Below are 17,076 nucleotides of genomic sequence, written 5' to 3'. Positions count from 1 at the left end.
ACTCACCATGAGCCTTAAAGGGCAGGCTTACATTGTAGGCGCCTACGAACACCCTACCCGGCATGCTGTGGACAAATCTTTGAGTCAACTGCACGTTGAGGTCGCACTGGGCGCCCTCGCTGACGCCGGCTTGAGCATAGAAGATGTGGACGGCTACTTCTGTGCGGGCGATGTCGCTGGCTGGGATGCACCTGGTGTTGGCCCCACCTCGGTAGTGGAATACCTGGGTCTGAAGCTTCGGCATCTGGACACCACCGAATCTTGGGGATCGGCATACATCAACCATGTGGAGCATGCCGCACGCGCCATTGCTGCCGGGAAATGCCGTGTCGCCTTGATTACCCAAGCGGGCAGACCACGAGCCGAAAAGATGTCGCCTGAGCTAGCACATCGGCTTCAGGCTCAAACTGCCCCTGAGTCTCAGTTTGAGCTCCCCTACGGCCCAATCGTGACCAACATGTACGGCATGTGCGCGATGCGGCATATGTACGAACACGGCACGACATCGGAGCAATTGGCGTGGATTAAAGTGGCTGCGTCCCATCACGCCCAGCACAATCCAAACGCGGTGCTTCAGAATGTTGTCACCGTGGACGAAGTCTTGAACTCCCCTGTGGTTGCCACACCCCTTCACAGGTTGGACTGCTGTGTGATCAGCGACGGCGGAGGGGCTGTAGTGCTTGCCCATCCTGACGTAGCAAAAAGTCTCAATAAGCCGTTGGTAACGCCTATCGGCGCCGGTTTCACCGTGAAACACCTCAATGGCGGTTACTTCGACATCCTAGCGTCGGGTGGTGTCCAGACGGGCGCCGAAGCCTTTGCCCAGGCGGATGTTCGACCTGCAGATATCCAATACGCATCGCTTTACGACAGCTTCACAATCACCGTGCTAATCCAACTGGAAAACCTGGGCTTCTGCCCACCTGGCCAAGGCGGTCGCTTTGTCGCCGATGGTGGGCTGATTTCAGGTGTTGGAAAACTCCCCTTCAACACTGATGGAGGAGGTCTGTGCAATAGCCACCCCGGTAACCGGGGCGGTATGACAAAAATCATTGAAGCCGTCCGGCAGCTACGCAATGAGGCTCACCCAGCAGTACAAGTGCCGTCCTGCGGACTCGCGCTGGTGCACGGCACTGGAGGCCAGCTTGGAGCACGACACGGTAGCGCAACCTTGATCCTTGAGCGGGAGGTGTAAGCATGTCGAACAGAATTCCAGCGGCGCCACAACCGTGGCCAGAGACCGAAATCTTCTGGAAGGCAGCGAACGAGGACAAACTCCTGCTGCAACGCTGCCCCGCCACCGGCAAAGCATTCTTCTACCCTCGCACCTACAGCCCGTTCACCGGGGCTAGCCCTTGCGAGTGGTTCCAGGCATCAGGACGTGGAGTGATTTACTCGTTCAGCATCCTGCCTCGTGCTCAGCCGCCTTATTGCATTGCCTACGTTACGCTTGAGGAAGGCCCGAAAATCCTTACGAATATCGTCACCCCTGACTACGAATCCCTGAAGATTGGGCAGTCCGTACAGGTCATTTTCGTCGAGAGCACGGACGGGCAGAAGGTGCCCATGTTCGAGCCATCCTAAACGACCGATAATCGAACAAAAATAGGCTGACAGGGCACCGCAACCGTCGAAATGTAGTTGACCTGTCAACCTGTTTCATGAAGTAATGGTACCCATAACTACAAAAACTACATCCACGCGTTCCGTGGAGTTTGATGGAGGCACTGCACGATGCAACATCCAATCATTGCCTGTGACGCTGCCGCCCCCTCCTCCCGGTATCAGTTACCCGGTAGTTGACTTCTTAGCCCCCGAAATTCCCAGTTGCTGACCGTCCTTCATTAAACTTGGAGGTAAGTCCTTGCGCGACAATTAAGATGTAACCGTGCGGATCCAAGTATTGCTTGGTCGTATCCACACGCCCAGAAAAAGCTACACCTGCCAAATTTATTCCTAGTACAAAAATAATAGGGAAGGCAAGCAATGATAAATAACAATCATAACAGTTATTGTTTTTTGTTGATGGGCATGGCTTCAAGCGTCTCCGCCAGCGCCTCTGGTTTTGTGGATGGTAGTGAGGCGACCCTTACTGCTCGTAACTACTACATGGATCGGGAATATAAAAGTACCTCTCCACAGAATCACTCCAGAGAATGGGCGCAGGGATTCATCCTCAAAGCAAACTCAGGGTACACCAATGGCGCAGTAGGTTTTGGCCTAAACGCTATAGGCCTCATGGGAATAAAGCTGGATTCGTCAACTGACCGTAGAGGTACGGACTTACTGCCTTACAACGCTCAAGGCGAAGCGGCTGACGAATACTCGGAGTTAGGCCTCACTGCCAAGATGCGAGTGGCTAAAACCTTAGTTCAGGCGGGAATCCTGACCAACACTACTTTCCCCATGGCGTATCCTAGTGTCTCACGCCTTCTCCCTCAAACCTTTCGCGGCGTGCACGTATCGTCTACTGATCTTGAAAATTTTACGTTGATTGGAAGCTACATCGATCGCATCAACAAGCGAAATTCGACCGACTACGAAAAGTTTACAATGGGTTCACCGAATGGACGGTACAACCCAACTGCCGAATCAGACCAGGCCACCTTCCTTGGCATCGAATACCGGCCAACCAGTGCCTGGACACTGCGATATTACAACGGCACTGTAGAAAATTTATACCAGACAAATTACATCAACCTTGAAAATATTCAGAATTCTGAGAATTCCAGGCTCAAATCTGAATTTAGTTGGTATTCATCTCGAGACGAAGGAAGCGCAGGTGCTGGAAAAGTAGACAACGACACTTATCTTGCTGAATTCTCTTACTCGGTAGGTGGCCACAGCTTTATCGGGGGCTATCAAATCCTGAGTGGTGATACTGCCACCCCTTATATTTCTGGCACTGAAATGTTGACTCTTGGTAAGTACATGCTCGCGTCTGACTTCCTCAATCCCAATGAGCGCAGCTGGCAAGCCATGTACGTGTACGATTTTGTGGCATCCGGAATCCCTGGTTTGAAAGCCACAGTGCGTTATTTGAAGGGTGATGAAATCGAACTCCCCACTGCACTGGGAGGCAGTGGCCTCAGCGAAAGTGAACGGTACGTAGAGCTTTCCTACGTAATCCAAAGCGGGCCACTCCGTGATGTCGCGATCCGAGTGAGGAACTCTAAATACAGAAACGATTTTGCCAGTAATGCAAGCTTTCGTGACGAAAATCAAACTCGGATCAATGTCGACTACACCGTGAAACTCTGGTGACGGGACGTCCACTGCAGACTCATCAGCACTATAATGCCTGAAGCGAGGTAAACCATGAGTATCGACCTACGTGCATCAATAGATCTTCGCCCTATGGGTGGCTTTCAGTGGATTGCCGTTTCCATTTGCGTGTTCCTTAACCTCATCGATGGATTTGATGTGCTGGTTATGGCCTTTACTGCAAGCGCCGTTTCAAGTTTCTGGCAGCTTACCGGTGCTCAGCTAGGTTACCTCCTTGGTGCGGGCCTCTTGGGCATGTCAATCGGCTCACTGTTCGTAGCTCCTTGGGCAGATAAGTGGGGCCGACGCCCATTGGTACTCGTCTGTTTAACAGCCAGCGGGATCGGAATGATTCTTTCAGCGGCAAGCATGACCCCGGTGCAACTGGGTATAACTCGAGTGATTACAGGTATCGGCATCGGAGGCATTTTGGCCTGCAGTAACGTTGTTGCGAGTGAATACTCATCTACGCGCTGGAGAAGCCTAGCCTTGAGTCTTCAGTCAACGGGGTATGCTGTTGGGGCATTGTTCGGTGGGCTATTTGCCATTTTCCTGATTGAGCACTACGGCTGGAGGTCGGTGTTTCTAGTTGGAGGAGCTGCTACGTTAGCAATGATCCCTGTGGTTTACTTTTTGCTCCCCGAATCCATGGACTTTTTGATCACGAAGCAGCCTCGTAACGCCCTGCTGAAAATCAACAAGCTTGCGAGAAGGCTCAATCTTCAGAAGCTTGACCAACTGCCAGGCAGGGACGATGTTGCCGGTGAGAACAAGAGCAGCGTCAGAAAACTGATGACCCGTGAGTACATGAAGAAAACAGCCTGGCTATGGGCAGCCTTCTTTCTGGTTCTCTTCGGGTTCTACTTCGTGATGAACTGGACGCCAAAGCTTTTAGCGAGCGCGGGGCAAACCGCACAACAGGGCATCACGGGCGGAATGCTGCTCAGCGCAGGCGGCATCGTGGGCAGCGCGCTACTTGGCCTGCTCAGCACGAAATTCAAGACGGCTCACGTTCAAGCAGCATTCCTACTGATCACTGCCATTACGATGGTCTTCTTCGTGAAAGCGTCAGGCCTTCCGGGCTACGGGGTAGCAGTAGGACTGCTCCTTGGTGTCACGGTAAACGGTTGCGTGGCCGGCCTATACGCAATTGCCCCTACCGTCTACGATGCAAGCGTAAGGACAACCGGTGTGGGGTTCGCAATCGGTGTTGGCCGTGCTGGTGGGATACTTTCTCCTGTAGTCGCCGGGTTCCTGATCGACGATGGCTGGCAGCCAGGGTCGCTGTTCACCACTTATGCAGTAGCCTTCACGGTAGCGGCGCTTGTGATTCTGAAAATGTCTTATACCGGCAAGACCAAGCATGAGAGGATGGAGGCTGCCGCCGATAGTTAATATCGAGGATTTCAGTAGATTGATTACCTGCTGCTTCGATCAAAGGAGCAGCAGGAGTAGACGCTGGCTAGCAGAGTTGAACCTATGCCCGAATCAGTATCAACGCTTAGCAGAGAGACCGACTGGCAGTGGACATCTCTCGGCATCCCCACCAGCCAGGCCATTGAAGAAACGGAAGATTTGTGCGCGCGTATGATTGCGCACAGTCAAGTCAGCAATGAATCCTGCCAATACGAATTGACGTGGCAACATTACGGGATGGGGCCACTCGATTTAAACATTTTCCGTGGTACTCCCCACAGAGTCACGTGCTCGCCGCACACTTTTTTGACCGAGCGGAACGCCGGCTTCGATATTGTGTTGATGCAACGTGGCAGTGCCAGAGCTGTGCATGGCGGCAAGACCTGCCATCTATCACCAGGATCAATAATACTGCTGGATTCGTCGGCGAAATGGGATTTGCTGTTCCCCTCAGAGCAATACTGCATCTCTGCCCACATGGAATTAAGCTGGTTGCGGAAATGGCTTCCTGATCCGTCCATGCTGGCTGGGCACGTTGTGGATAGTAATTCGCAGTGGGCAGCACCATTGATCAGCCTGATGAATACCATCGCTTCGATTGGGCTAGAGAACGCACCGATGCCACGCTCATTGCTCGCGGAGCAAATGGCAAGCCTTCTCGCCATCGCTCTGGCTCGACCGAACCAGAACATCATTTGCCATGGCAGCGAATTGCTTACGCGTATCCGCTCAACTGTCTATAAAAATTTCGACAAGCCAGATCTATCCGCCCAGCAGGTCGCTACTGACATCGGGATATCTCGCCGCCACCTGGATAAGGTCTTGGCTTCAGCCAATACGACGTTTTTGACTTTACTCGAAAATCAGCGGTTCGAGGCTGCTCGAAGGCGTCTCGCAGATCATCACAATTCGCTCCAGATTGCCGAGATCGCTTGGTCATGCGGGTTCAGTGACCCTGGCTACTTCGCACGGCGATTCAAACGAGTTTTTGGTACGAGCCCTACAAGCTTTCGAGATCAGGAACAGCAACGTCCAGGTGTGAACTGACACCTGGGCTCCGGCCTGCCACGCTCTCGCCTGTCTCTTCGCATTCTCAGCGCTTGCCGCATCCCTCGCTAATCGCGTGCCCCTCCTCATCTCCCTGCCTGGCCGACCTCAGACGGGTGTGCTCAATCGTCCCATTCAGGGTGCTGAATTGTCCTCACCGGATGATGTGCTCTTGGCGCACCATCGAGGCGCATCACCAAGCAAGCGTGTCAAACATACAATCACAACATCCGCAGGTTGAAGGCATCTTCACCTCAAAGGAGTTAAGCACCATGTCCGAAGTCTTTGATGTCATTGTTGTCGGTGGCGGTCACAACGGGCTCACCACAGCCGGGTATATCGCCAAAGCCGGAAAATCTGTCTTGGTACTGGAAAGCAAAGCCTACTTCGGTGGTGGTGTCGCCACCAAAGAGATCACCCTCCCCGGCTTCAAGCATGACCTTCACTCCTCGGCTCACCTGGGCATTCTGCTGAACCCGTTGATCATCAACGATGAACTGCAGCTCCAGAGCAAATACGGCTTGGAGTACCTTAAACCCAGTGCAACCTACTCGACAACGTTCACCGATGGCAGCTGCCTGATCGGTTACAACGACCTCGAACGCACCATCGACAATATTGCTGCCAACACGTCGAAAAGGGACGCGGACGCGTACTACAAGCTTTACAAAGAGAGCATGGAGTTCGTGCCGATGGCAATGCACGGCCTCTTCTCCCCGCCCCCGCCATATGGGGCGTTTATCGCTATGCTCGATCAAAGTCCCATGGGCCGCAACGCTCTTCATGAGATTCAAAACAGCCCGCTTGGAATCCTCACTGAGCGCTTTGAAAGCGACAAGCTCAAAATTCACATGCTGCGCCTGCTGACGGAGCATTTCGTTGACCCTGAAGCCAGGGGCGAAGGCGGTGCCTTGTTCATGTACCCGGCGCTGTTCGAGAAGTATGGTTTCCAAACCCCACGAGGCGGCAGTGGTGGTCTGGTGGACGCGATGGTACGTCAGCTTGAAGACCATGGTGCTGACATGCGTACCAATTCCACCGTTGTGAAGGTGCTGACTTCCAATGGCAAGGCAGTGGGCGTGCGACTCGCTGATGGCACCGAGATCCGCGCTAAAGAGGCGGTAGTTGGGCAGATCCATCCCTTCAACCTGCCGAAGATGCTCGACGATAAATTAGACGATCAGGTGGTTCGTGAAATTGATCGCGCAGAGACCTCGTCCTTCTCCTGCGTAACAGCGCACTACGCCCTGGACACCCCTCCAACGTATGTTCACCCGGACATCAATGATTCCTGGCTCAACGGGCTGTGTCCAACATCGCTCGCCGATTTCAAAAATGTTGTCTACGACGTACGTAATGGACGTATCCCTAAGACTCCGTCGATGGGCACTATCGCAACCCACCACGTTGACCCAACCCGTGCACCTGCAGGTAAGTCGACCTTTCTGGTTTGGCGGATCATGCCTTACAAACTGGCCGGCGGGGCGACGTGGGCCGACCGCAAAGCAGAGGTAGAAGAAGAGACCTTGAATATGGTCGATTCTTTCCTGCCAGGGCTGAAGTCAAGCGTACTCGCCAAGGCGTTCGACACACCAGACGACATCGCTGCCTACTCCCCAACCTTCCAACGTGGTGACGTATCTGGTTTGGCAGCTCCACTGTTCCAAAGCCAAGGCCATCGTCCTACGCCGTCTCTGTCGCAATATACCGTTCCAGGAGTGGAAGGCCTCTACTTGTCAGGCGTATTCATGCACCCAACAGCTGGCGGTGTCTGCGGCGGCGGCAGGGTGACAGCGCTGCGACTGTTTGAAGACAAAGGCTGGGATTTCGACAAAGTTATTTCGTAATCTGAATACAAGAACAAGGTGTATTATGAAACTCTTTACCCTAGACAAGACCATCCTGATGGACTTGTCGACTGTCACCCCCCATGACCAAGGCATTTTGATTGAAGGAAAGATCATGGGAACCATGCCAATGAAAGTAATACTGCGACCGGAAGAGTTACGCTCCGGACTCAAGCTGGTATCACCCCGCTTAATCTTTTCGCTGCTGTCCATGCTTTTCCGCAAGTCTTCTCAGCCAAAAAAATAATTAAGCGGGAGATTCATCATGAAAGCTGCCGTTATAAATGCAACCGGCGACAAGTTTGAAATCGAAGAGATTCACATCGCGTCTCCGGTAGGTCGCGAAGTCCTTGTGCAAGTTAAAGCATCTGGCTTGTGCCATAGTGACTTGCATCTCGCACAGAATGACTTCGGTATTCCTCTGCCTGCTGTCTTTGGCCACGAGTTGGCTGGAGTGGTCATAGAAATCGGGCCTGATGTGCGAGAGTTCGCTGTTGGTGACCACGTAGTAGCCTGCCTGATTCAATACTGCGGACACTGCAAGCCTTGCCTTGATGGCCGAACCTATCAATGTAAACATCCTCATGAAACCCTTCGCGATCCAGCCCTTGGCCAACGCCTAAGTCTGGACGGGAAGCCCCTGACCCCTGCATTCGGGACTGCCGCTTTCGCCGAGCGTGCCTTGGTTCATGAGAATCAACTCGCTAAGGTTCCGGACGCCCTACCATTCCCACAAGCGTGCTTGCTTGGCTGTGGTACTGTCACCGGCGCTGGTGCGGTGATCAATACTGCAGGGGTTCGCCCAGGCGATACCGTGGCTGTCATCGGCGTTGGTGGCGTCGGCCTCAATGCGATATCCGGTGCCAAGCTTGCAGGCGCTATCCAGATCATCGCCATTGACTTACAACCCAGCAAGTTGGAATTGGCGAAATCGTTTGGGGCCACGGATGTCATCGACGCGTCTCAGGTCGATCCTGTGGCAAAGGTGATCGAGCTCACAGACGGCGGTGTTGATCACGCCTTCGAGGTTGTCGGATTGAAGCAAACTACCGAACAAGCTGTTCGTATGACTCGCGTCGGTGGAGGGGCTTACGTCATTGGAGTGCACAAGCCTGGGTCGACCATCGAGCTGAAGGTAAGCGAGGAAGTCCTTGCAACCCAGCGCAAGCTGCAGGGCGTGAACATGGGATCGAGCAACATCAAGCATGACATCCCCATGTACGCCGAGCTCTACCTTCAAGGCAAGTTGAACCTTGATGACTTGGTCTCCAAAGAGATCAGCCTCTCGGAAATCAACGAAGCCTATGCCGAACTTCAAGATGGAAAGATTGCACGAAGTGTAATCACCTCTTTTTAAGGTGATCTAGAAAGCAACGTAACTGAGCCAGGACTACAGTTAATCCTGGCTTGGTTTTGCTATCAGTTCGAACACAAGGCCTCGACTATGACCACCATCGAATCTAAAGTTGATTTAGACACCATTGCCGACCTGCCTCGACTGCTTCAGTCCCAGAAAATCGCGGTAATTCGTGAAGGGACGCCAAGTCTAACTCTACGACATGATCGCCTGGGCCGTCTCTCCGCCCTGCTTCACGCCAACCGCAACCAGCTGGCATCTGCGATCAGCCAGGACTTTGGCAACCGGGCTCAGGCAACCAGCTTGCTCTATGACGTATTGGCGCTCCTGGGGTCAATCAAACACACTCAAGAGCATCTCCCCACTTGGAGCCAGCCGGACATTAACCCCTCCCCTGCGCCTGGGGCTTCGTCACGCGTTGAGTATCAGCCAAAGGGTGTCGTGGGCGTAATCAGCCCGTGGAACTTCCCTGTACAGTTGGCTTTGGGCCCTATCGTTGGCATCCTCGCCGCCGGCAATCGCGCGATGCTCAAGCCGTCGGAGTTGACCCCGGCCACCTCTGAACTGCTCAAAGCCTTGATCGCCGGTGCCTTCGATGAGGAAGAAATCTCAGTTGTGACGGGAGGTCAGTCAGTAGGTGCAGCCTTCACGGAACTGGCTTTTGATCATCTGGTATTCACCGGGGGTACGGCGGTCGGCAAGCACGTCGCTCGGGCTGCCGCAAACAATCTGGTGCCATTGACCCTCGAGTTAGGTGGTAAGTCACCGGCAATTATCAGCACCTCAGCTGATATGGAACAGGCAGTGGCTAGGATCCTGCAGGCAAAAGCTCTTAATTCAGGTCAATTGTGCGTTGCCCCGGATTACGTCCTCGTGCCGGTAGACAAGCAGATTGCCTTCGCGCAGATCGCCACCAAAGTTGTTGCCAGGCTGTTCCCATCCATCGTTGGCAACCCGGACTACACCACCATCGTCAACGATAACCACTTCAATCGCATCTGCGGCCTAATTGAAGACGCCAGAACCAAAGGCGCGCAAATCCTCGCACTCTCTCCTGCTGGAGAGCGCTCGGTCGACGCTGAAACCCGGAAAATTGCACCCACGTTGGTGCTCAATGCTCATGATGACCTCAAGGTCATGCAAGAGGAAATTTTCGGCCCTGTCCTCCCCGTGGTGAGTTACTCGAACATTGATGAAGCTATCTCGTACATCAACAGCCGACCGCGCCCACTTGCCTTATATTACTTTGGAACGGACGCCGATGAGGAGCATAGGGTACTGGACAGAACGGTCTCTGGTGGTGTGACAATCAATGATTGCGTGTCCCACCTATCCGACGAGAACTTACCTTTCGGGGGCGTAGGCCCTTCTGGATACGGCCATTACCATGGGATCTATGGATTCCGCGCGTTCAGTCACGCAAAGGCCGTTTATCGACAGGCTGACGTCACGCCAGTTGCAGAACTGTGCAACCCGCCCTTCCGCGATCAAAACCAAAACTTCTTGGAACAAGCATTTTCTGCATTCAAGCCAACTTAGTTAAGAGGCTTGTTCAGTCCAATCTAAGAGCGCCAAAATCTGCGCTCTTTTTCATTACCCCCAAACAGCGCCATTAACTCAACAGAAAATTAAACTAACATCAGCATCATGCCGTCTTCAAGTCAGCTTCCCTAGGGCCGCCTCACTGATACCTGGCATCCGATGTCCACCAAGACCATAGAGTTGACCAGCAAAGTCAATTCAAATTAGTGAATCCAGCCTACACTAAAGACCTTGCCGCGCACCGAGATCTTTAGATGAATGATTTGGCCAACTTTACGCACATGAAGGATGGGCTCGAAGAAGACTGGCGCCTCATAGGTCGAGAGCTCTCAAAATACGCCCGTTTGCTTCCTGCAAGAATCGTCAAGCATTTAAAACAACTAGAGGGGGACTTCGGCGGGTTCCCTGTCGACCGATTGACTCACTCACTCCAGACCGCCTCCAGAGCGTACCGAGATGGTCAGGACGAAGAGTACGTTGTGTGTGCTCTACTCCATGATATCGGCGATGAACTAGGCAGCTACAACCATCCTGCCTGTGCGAGATAACCTGACTTGCACATCAATCTGAGTGCCATCGTCAAGGATCTCGTCATGGGAGCGGTGGTGAAGACTCGGGTCTGCCCAATCCCAATACGCTTGTCCTCGAGTTCTCATAATTCCTCCGTTAAATTTGATCTGTATTCCTTACTAGAAACCAAAAATAACGAATATATCCCGACAGACAAGCGGAAATTGCAACATTGAGAACTGAAACTGACAATCGGCCAAAATCTGTACATCTTAATATTATTGTACAATTTTCTCCGAAAATCTTTACAGATCGTCGCTTATAGTTCTAGCGAAATGCATCCAGTCCTCAAAGGCTTTGCGTTGAGACTCGAGATCTTCACTCCAGCAAAGCTTTGCGCCATGGCTGTACGCCACACGATTCATGAGCAACGAAGTCGTCTTATCAAGCTCCTTTAGGAGCTGATATGCACGATATTTCTGGTCGGCATTAAGCATTTAATTTTTCCTCATAACGCGCGCAGCCCACTTTCGTTTAAGTAGGGTTTTGCTGGCCGTCTGCCATCTAGACCATCAAACCCCCTGTCTTATTCCCAAAGAAAGCTGAATTCATCAGCTTAAGGAAACGTCATGCCTGAAGAATCAAGCTGATCCAACGTGTGGCAGTCGAGCGCGACCAAGACGGATGGTGGAGCCACCCCGACGAGCCAGACTTCGACGAGGACTATGCCGCCTTCAAAGCCTGGCTTGCTCAGCAGGGTCTGGAGCTGAAGCAGTGGCACATGCACTCGGATACTCGGACTGGATAAGCCAGCCTTGTTGTCGCCCTAAAAACTGCATTGATCAGACTGCCACGCGGTCATTGTCAGCAGCCGATAGACGCATCCTGAAAGGCGTACACCACCTGGTAACACCTGATTTTCACGCGAAACCCTGAGTAAGCACTTGGCTGAAGGTCAGACAATCTAAGAGGAACCAATAACAAGCCAACAAACTCAAGAGATTTCGCGGTGGGGCAAAAAGTGGGGCAAAAATGAATTCACCGCAAAAAACCATAGCCATAAAAAATCCAGTCACCGTTAAGTGACTGGATTCTTTGGAGTTTTTTGGTCGGGACGGAGTGATTCGAACACTCGACCCCTTGCACCCCATGCAAGTGCGCTACCGGGCTGCGCTACGCCCCGACTACATTCTCATAACCTCTGAGAACGATGAAGAATCTAACCTAACTCTCTGATAAATGAAAGCTTTTTCTCAAAAATTTTTCCACTCATCAGAAAAAGCCCAGCTCATTTCTTCAAAACCACCAGTACATCCTCCAACTCAACAATCATCTGCCGAATCAGCTGCTTGTACTGGCTCGATTCATCCTTAGCCTCATCACTGGAGAGCCGCAACCGCGCCCCGCCAATGGTGAACCCCTGGTCATAAAGCAGCGCACGAATCTGGCGAATCATCAGCACATCCTGCCGCTGGTAATACCGCCGGTTCCCCCGCCGTTTCACAGGGTTAAGCTGGTCGAACTCCTGCTCCCAATACCGCAGCACGTGTGGCTTTACGGCACACAGCTCGCTCACTTCACCAATGGTGAAGTAGCGTTTGCCCGGTATGGGGGGCAGTTCGTCGTTATGGCTTGGTTCCAGCATAGGCCTCAACCCGGGCCTTCAACTTCTGCCCTGGACGAAAGGTGACGACGCGCCGTGCAGTGATCGGGATTTCTTCCCCAGTCTTGGGGTTGCGGCCCGGCCGCTGGCGTTTGTCGCGGAGGTCGAAGTTGCCGAAACCGGACAGCTTCACCTGCTCGTTCTCTTCAAGTGCGTGCCGAATTTCTTCGAAAAACAGCTCGACCAGCTCCTTGGCCTCACGCTTGTTAAGCCCCAGCTCCTCGTACAGCCTTTCGGCCATCTCAGCTTTCGTCAGAGCACCCATGCCGTTATTTCCTTAACGTGGTGTTCAACCTTTGTTCGAGCGAGGTGAGGATGTTTTGCAGTGCGGCGTTCACCTCATCGTCGTTAAGAGTGCGCGATGGATGCTGCCAGGTCAAGCCAACGGCAAGGCTTTTTCTATCAGGATCAATGCCTTTACCTTGGTAGACGTCAAACAGCCTGAGGTCTGTAAGCCATTCGCCTGCATTGTCACGAATTACTTCAAGCACCGAGCTAGAAGCTACATCACGTCCTGCGATCAAAGCCAGGTCGCGACGGGTTTCCGGGAACTTGGACAGTTCGCTGAATTTCGGCAGGCGGCCTTCGACCACGTCGCCCAGCACCAGCTCGAACAGGAACACCGGGCGGTCCAGGTCCAGGGCTTTGGCAAGCTCTGGGTGGATGGCGCCGAGGTAGCCGACCAGTTTGCCGTCGCGCTCAATGGCGGCGGTTTGGCCAGGGTGCAGGGCGGGGTGTTTACCAGCGCTGAAGGTGAAGTCGCTCAGGGCGCCGGAGTAGCCCAGCAGGGCTTCCACGTCGGCTTTAACGTCGAAGAAGTCGACGCCATCGCGGCCGTTGGCCCAGCCTTCTGGCAGGCGGCTGCCGGTGATAACGCCGGCAATCATTGGCTGCTGTTGCAGGTCACCCAGCTGGCCGACGAAGCGCAGGCCGCTTTCGAACAGGCGCACGCGGTCTTGCTGGCGGTTCAGGTTGTGCTGCAGCGCCTTGACCAGGCCCGGCCACAGGGATGCGCGCATGGCGGCCATGTCGCTGGAGATGGGGTTGGCCAGCAGCAGCGGCTCTACGCCCGGGCTGAACAGTTCGAACAGTTTCGGGTCGATGAAGCTGTAGGTGATGGCTTCCTGGTAGCCGCGGGCAACCAGCAGGCGGCGCAGGGTCGGCAGGTCACCACGGGTTTCCGGCTTGCCTTGTGGGGCCAGGCGGGCTTGCGGGTAACGTACCGGCAGGTTGTTGTAACCGTACAGGCGGGCCAGCTCTTCGATCAGGTCCACTTCCAGGCTGATGTCGAAGCGGTGGCTTGGCACGGTGACGGTCCACTGCCCTTCCCCGTTCTTGGTCGTGGTCAGTTCCAGGGCGTTGAGCAGTTGCTCGACCTGCGCTGGGTCCATTTGCATGCCGAGCATCTGGGTGATGCGTTCGTCGCGCAGGGTGACCGGGGCCACGCTTGGCAGGTGCTGTTCGCTGACGGCTTCGACGACCGGGCCGGCTTCGCCGCCGACGATGTCCAGCAGCAGCTGAGTGGCGCGCTCCATGGCTTCGCGGGCCAGCTGCGAGTCCACGCCGCGCTCGTAGCGGTGCGAGGCGTCGGTGTGCAGGCCGTAGGAACGGGCTTTACCGGCGACGGAGATCGGCTCGAAGAAGGCGCTTTCGAGGAACAGGTCGCGGGTTTTTTCAGTGTTCACACCGCTGTGCTCGCCACCCATGACGCCGGCGATGGCCAGGGCGCGGGTGTGGTCGGCGATCACCAGGGTGTCGGCGCGCAGGGCCACTTCCTGGCCGTCGAGCAGGACGAGTTTTTCGCCCTCTTCAGCCATGCGGACGCGGATGCCGCCGTTGATCTCTGCCAGGTCGAAGGCGTGCATCGGCTGGCCGAGCTCAAGCATCACGTAGTTGGTGATGTCGACGGCGGCGTCGATGCTGCGCACGTCGCTGCGGCGCAGGCGCTCGACCATCCACAGCGGGGTCGGCTTGCTGAGGTCGACGTTACGGATGACGCGGCCCAGGTAGCGCGGGCAGGCGGCCGGGGCGCTGACTTCGACCGGGCGCACTTCGTCGTGGGCAGCCGGTACGGCTGGCACCACCGGGCGGGTTACAGGGGTGTCGTACAGGGCACTGACGTCGCGGGCCAGGCCGGCGATGGACAGGCAGTCACCACGGTTCGGCGTAAGGCCGATTTCGATGCTGGCGTCGTCCAGGCTCAGGTAGGTGCGAATGTTTTCGCCAACCGGGGCGTCGGCAGCCAGTTCCAGCAGGCCGTCGTTTTCTTCGCTGATCTGCAGCTCGGCGGCCGAGCACAGCATGCCGAAAGATTCGACGCCGCGCAGCTTGGCCTTCTTGATCTTGAAGTCGCCTGGCAGTTCGGCGCCGATCATGGCGAACGGGATCTTGATACCTGGGCGGGCATTCGGGGCGCCGCACACGACCTGGAAGGTTTCCTGGCCGTTGCTTACCTGGCACACGCGCAACTTGTCGGCGTCCGGGTGTTGTTCGGTGGCGAGGATTTCGCCCACGACAATGCCGCTGAACTGGCCGGCAGCGGGGGTTACGCTGTCGACTTCGAGGCCGGCCATGGACAGGCGGGCGACCAGTTCGTCACGGGAGACTTGCGGGTTTACCCAACCGCGCAGCCACTGTTCACTGAATTTCATGCTGTTCTCCTGAAAGTTGCGTCGGGCATTGACCTAGCGGAATTGCGCGAGGAAGCGCAGGTCGTTGTCGAAGAACAGACGCAAATCGTTGACGCCATAGCGCAGCATGGCCAGGCGCTCGGCGCCCATGCCGAAGGCGAAGCCCTGGAACTCTTCCGGGTCGATGCCAGACATGCGCAGCACGTTCGGGTGCACCATGCCGCAGCCCATCACTTCGAGCCAGCCGGTTTGCTTGCACACGCGGCAGCCATTGCCGGAACACATCACGCACTGGATGTCGACTTCGGCGGACGGCTCGGTGAAGGGGAAGAACGATGGGCGGAAACGTACCGCCAGTTCTTTTTCGAAGAACACGCGCAGGAATTCTTCGATGGTGCCCTTGAGGTCGGCGAAGTTGATGTCGCGATCGATCAGCAGGCCTTCGACCTGGTGGAACATCGGCGAGTGGGTGATATCCGAGTCGCAGCGGTATACGCGGCCCGGGCACACAATGCGGATCGGCGGCTGGGTGGACTCCATGGTCCGCACCTGCACTGGCGAGGTGTGGGTGCGCAGCAGCATGTTGGCATTGAAGTAGAAGGTGTCGTGCATCGCCCGGGCCGGGTGGTGGCCGGGGATGTTGAGCGCTTCGAAGTTGTGGTAGTCGTCTTCCACCTCTGGGCCTTCGGCAATGCCGTAGCCGATGTGGGTGAAGAACTGCTCGATGCGCTCGAGTGTACGGGTGATCGGGTGCAGGCCACCGGTGGCCTGGCCACGGCCTGGCAGGGTGACGTCAATGCATTCGGCAGCCAGGCGAGCGCTGAGCTCGGCCTCTTCGAAGGCAGCCTTGCGGGCATTGAGCACAACGGTGACGCGCTCTTTGGCGTCGTTGATCAGCGCGCCGACTTTCGGGCGCTCTTCGGCTGGCAGGTTGCCCAGGGTCTTCATCACCTGGGTCAGTTCACCCTTCTTGCCGAGATAATTTACCCGGATCTGTTCCAGGGCATTGATGTCTTCAGCGCGCTCCACGGCCTCCAGGGCTTGAGAGACCAGCGCATCCAGGTTTTCCATGTACAGACTCCAGATACGAAAATAGGGGAAGAGCTTTGAAGGCTCTTCCCCTATCGATGACGTTCAATGCCCGACGGCGCTAGCGCCGCCGGGTGATTGCCTCGGGTACTTAAGCCAGAACGGCTTTAGCTTTCTCGACAATCGCAGCAAACGCCGCTTTTTCGTTCACTGCCAGATCGGCCAGAACCTTACGGTCGATTTCGATCGAAGCCTTTTTCAGGCCAGCAATCAGACGGCTGTAGGACAGACCGTTGGTGCGGGCACCGGCGTTGATACGAGCGATCCACAGTGCGCGGAACTGACGCTTCTTCTGACGACGGTCACGGTAGGCATATTGACCAGCCTTGATGACAGCCTGCTTGGCAACGCGGAATACGCGCGAGCGTGCACCGTAGTAGCCTTTAGCCAGTTTCAGAATTTTCTTGTGACGCTTACGAGCGATGACGCCACGCTTAACACGAGCCATGAGTAACTTCCTCTATCTAAACCAGAATTAACGTACGCGCAGCATGCGCTCGACTTTTGCCACGTCAGACGGGTGCAGCAGGCTGGCACCGCGCAGTTGACGCTTACGCTTGGTCGACATTTTGGTCAGGATGTGGCTCTTGAAAGCGTGCTTGTGCTTGAAGCCGGAAGCGGTCTTCAGGAAGCGCTTCGCAGCACCGCTCTTGGTTTTCATTTTTGGCATGTTGGAACTCCGCATTCGATAAAAATTACACAATAATCATC

Annotated in this window: 15 protein-coding genes, 1 tRNA gene and 1 pseudogene; 10 read left to right on the top strand and 7 right to left on the bottom strand. The window is 55.0% G+C overall.

Annotation, left to right across the window (positions count from 1 at the left end; genetic code table 11):
* Positions 1 to 7: 7 nt before the first annotated feature.
* The 10 genes and pseudogenes from FHW75_RS25120 to FHW75_RS26940 all read left to right on the top strand — a co-directional run.
* Positions 8 to 1,195 (top strand): thiolase domain-containing protein, encoded by a 1,188-nt coding sequence (locus tag FHW75_RS25120; RefSeq protein WP_183674941.1) that lies wholly within the window; start codon positions 8 to 10, stop codon positions 1,193 to 1,195.
* A gap of 2 nt (positions 1,196 to 1,197) precedes the next feature.
* Positions 1,198 to 1,584, top strand: coding sequence for a Zn-ribbon domain-containing OB-fold protein (locus tag FHW75_RS25115; RefSeq protein WP_183674938.1), 387 nt, complete (start codon positions 1,198 to 1,200; stop codon positions 1,582 to 1,584).
* Positions 1,585 to 1,986: 402 nt separating this feature from the next.
* Positions 1,987 to 3,264, top strand: a complete 1,278-nt coding sequence (locus FHW75_RS25110; protein ID WP_183674935.1) for an OprD family porin — start codon at positions 1,987 to 1,989, stop codon at positions 3,262 to 3,264.
* Positions 3,265 to 3,318: 54 nt separating this feature from the next.
* On the top strand, positions 3,319 to 4,659 hold the full coding sequence (locus tag FHW75_RS25105; protein WP_183674932.1) for an MFS transporter: 1,341 nt from the start codon (positions 3,319 to 3,321) through the stop codon (positions 4,657 to 4,659).
* Between the two features lie 84 nt (positions 4,660 to 4,743).
* The gene (locus tag FHW75_RS25100) at positions 4,744 to 5,727 is read left to right on the top strand and encodes an AraC family transcriptional regulator (protein ID WP_183674929.1); all 984 of its coding nucleotides are present in this window, start codon (positions 4,744 to 4,746) and stop codon (positions 5,725 to 5,727) included.
* Between the two features lie 272 nt (positions 5,728 to 5,999).
* Positions 6,000 to 7,574 (top strand): NAD(P)/FAD-dependent oxidoreductase, encoded by a 1,575-nt coding sequence (locus FHW75_RS25095; RefSeq protein WP_183674926.1) that lies wholly within the window; start codon positions 6,000 to 6,002, stop codon positions 7,572 to 7,574.
* Positions 7,575 to 7,599: 25 nt separating this feature from the next.
* The gene (locus FHW75_RS25090; protein WP_183674922.1) at positions 7,600 to 7,821 is read left to right on the top strand and encodes a hypothetical protein; all 222 of its coding nucleotides are present in this window, start codon (positions 7,600 to 7,602) and stop codon (positions 7,819 to 7,821) included.
* Positions 7,822 to 7,839: 18 nt separating this feature from the next.
* A complete protein-coding gene (locus FHW75_RS25085; RefSeq protein ID WP_183674919.1) occupies positions 7,840 to 8,931 on the top strand; it encodes a Zn-dependent alcohol dehydrogenase in 1,092 nt (363 codons plus the stop codon).
* Between the two features lie 87 nt (positions 8,932 to 9,018).
* Positions 9,019 to 10,470 carry a coniferyl aldehyde dehydrogenase gene (locus tag FHW75_RS25080; protein WP_183674916.1) on the top strand — a complete coding sequence of 484 codons (1,452 nt, stop codon included), beginning with the start codon at positions 9,019 to 9,021 and terminating at the stop codon, positions 10,468 to 10,470.
* A 257-nt stretch (positions 10,471 to 10,727) separates the two neighbouring features.
* Positions 10,728 to 11,015, top strand: a pseudogene (locus tag FHW75_RS26940) (phosphohydrolase); the annotation flags it as partial.
* A 1,074-nt stretch (positions 11,016 to 12,089) separates the two neighbouring features.
* Here FHW75_RS26940 and FHW75_RS25075 read toward each other — a convergent pair.
* From FHW75_RS25075 to rpmI, 7 genes are all read right to left on the bottom strand, one after another.
* A tRNA-Pro gene (locus FHW75_RS25075) sits at positions 12,090 to 12,166 on the bottom strand.
* A gap of 105 nt (positions 12,167 to 12,271) precedes the next feature.
* Positions 12,272 to 12,628 carry a MerR family transcriptional regulator gene (locus tag FHW75_RS25070; RefSeq protein WP_003250681.1) on the bottom strand — a complete coding sequence of 119 codons (357 nt, stop codon included), beginning with the start codon at positions 12,626 to 12,628 and terminating at the stop codon, positions 12,272 to 12,274.
* The gene (gene ihfA, locus FHW75_RS25065; RefSeq protein ID WP_003250679.1) at positions 12,609 to 12,911 is read right to left on the bottom strand and encodes an integration host factor subunit alpha; all 303 of its coding nucleotides are present in this window, start codon (positions 12,909 to 12,911) and stop codon (positions 12,609 to 12,611) included. The genes FHW75_RS25070 and ihfA overlap by 20 nt, the downstream gene beginning before the upstream one ends.
* Before the next feature lie 4 nt (positions 12,912 to 12,915).
* Positions 12,916 to 15,297: a phenylalanine--tRNA ligase subunit beta gene (pheT, locus tag FHW75_RS25060; protein WP_183674915.1), complete on the bottom strand. Its 2,382-nt coding sequence runs from the start codon at positions 15,295 to 15,297 to the stop codon at positions 12,916 to 12,918.
* 33 nt (positions 15,298 to 15,330) lie between these two features.
* The gene (pheS, locus tag FHW75_RS25055) at positions 15,331 to 16,347 is read right to left on the bottom strand and encodes a phenylalanine--tRNA ligase subunit alpha (RefSeq protein WP_003250674.1); all 1,017 of its coding nucleotides are present in this window, start codon (positions 16,345 to 16,347) and stop codon (positions 15,331 to 15,333) included.
* Positions 16,348 to 16,456: 109 nt separating this feature from the next.
* Positions 16,457 to 16,813 (bottom strand): 50S ribosomal protein L20, encoded by a 357-nt coding sequence (rplT, locus tag FHW75_RS25050; protein ID WP_003250671.1) that lies wholly within the window; start codon positions 16,811 to 16,813, stop codon positions 16,457 to 16,459.
* A 27-nt stretch (positions 16,814 to 16,840) separates the two neighbouring features.
* Entirely contained in the window at positions 16,841 to 17,035 is a 195-nt protein-coding gene (rpmI, locus tag FHW75_RS25045; protein ID WP_003250667.1) for a 50S ribosomal protein L35, read from the bottom strand.
* Positions 17,036 to 17,076 lie beyond the last annotated feature (41 nt).

Source organism: Pseudomonas sp. OG7, assembly GCF_014192825.1.
In the GTDB taxonomy this organism is placed as follows: Bacteria; Pseudomonadota; Gammaproteobacteria; order Pseudomonadales; family Pseudomonadaceae; genus Aquipseudomonas; species Aquipseudomonas monteilii.
This window is presented reverse-complemented; position numbering and strand designations above follow the sequence as displayed.

Excerpts from the sequence above, each read along its gene's own strand:
- FHW75_RS25090 (WP_183674922.1), top strand. The coding sequence starts at position 7,600 with ATGAAACTCTTTACCCTAGACAAGACCATCCTGATGGACTTGTCGACT.
- FHW75_RS25085 (WP_183674919.1), top strand. The coding sequence starts at position 7,840 with ATGAAAGCTGCCGTTATAAATGCAACCGGCGACAAGTTTGAAATCGAA.
- FHW75_RS25110 (WP_183674935.1), top strand. The coding sequence starts at position 1,987 with ATGATAAATAACAATCATAACAGTTATTGTTTTTTGTTGATGGGCATG.
- FHW75_RS25105 (WP_183674932.1), top strand. The coding sequence starts at position 3,319 with ATGAGTATCGACCTACGTGCATCAATAGATCTTCGCCCTATGGGTGGC.
- FHW75_RS25115 (WP_183674938.1), top strand. The coding sequence starts at position 1,198 with ATGTCGAACAGAATTCCAGCGGCGCCACAACCGTGGCCAGAGACCGAA.
- rplT (WP_003250671.1), bottom strand. The coding sequence starts at position 16,813 with ATGGCTCGTGTTAAGCGTGGCGTCATCGCTCGTAAGCGTCACAAGAAA.
- pheT (WP_183674915.1), bottom strand. The coding sequence starts at position 15,297 with ATGAAATTCAGTGAACAGTGGCTGCGCGGTTGGGTAAACCCGCAAGTC.
- FHW75_RS25070 (WP_003250681.1), bottom strand. The coding sequence starts at position 12,628 with ATGCTGGAACCAAGCCATAACGACGAACTGCCCCCCATACCGGGCAAA.
- ihfA (WP_003250679.1), bottom strand. The coding sequence starts at position 12,911 with ATGGGTGCTCTGACGAAAGCTGAGATGGCCGAAAGGCTGTACGAGGAG.
- FHW75_RS25095 (WP_183674926.1), top strand. The coding sequence starts at position 6,000 with ATGTCCGAAGTCTTTGATGTCATTGTTGTCGGTGGCGGTCACAACGGG.
- FHW75_RS25080 (WP_183674916.1), top strand. The coding sequence starts at position 9,019 with ATGACCACCATCGAATCTAAAGTTGATTTAGACACCATTGCCGACCTG.
- rpmI (WP_003250667.1), bottom strand. The coding sequence starts at position 17,035 with ATGCCAAAAATGAAAACCAAGAGCGGTGCTGCGAAGCGCTTCCTGAAG.
- FHW75_RS25120 (WP_183674941.1), top strand. The coding sequence starts at position 8 with ATGAGCCTTAAAGGGCAGGCTTACATTGTAGGCGCCTACGAACACCCT.
- pheS (WP_003250674.1), bottom strand. The coding sequence starts at position 16,347 with ATGGAAAACCTGGATGCGCTGGTCTCTCAAGCCCTGGAGGCCGTGGAG.
- FHW75_RS25100 (WP_183674929.1), top strand. The coding sequence starts at position 4,744 with ATGCCCGAATCAGTATCAACGCTTAGCAGAGAGACCGACTGGCAGTGG.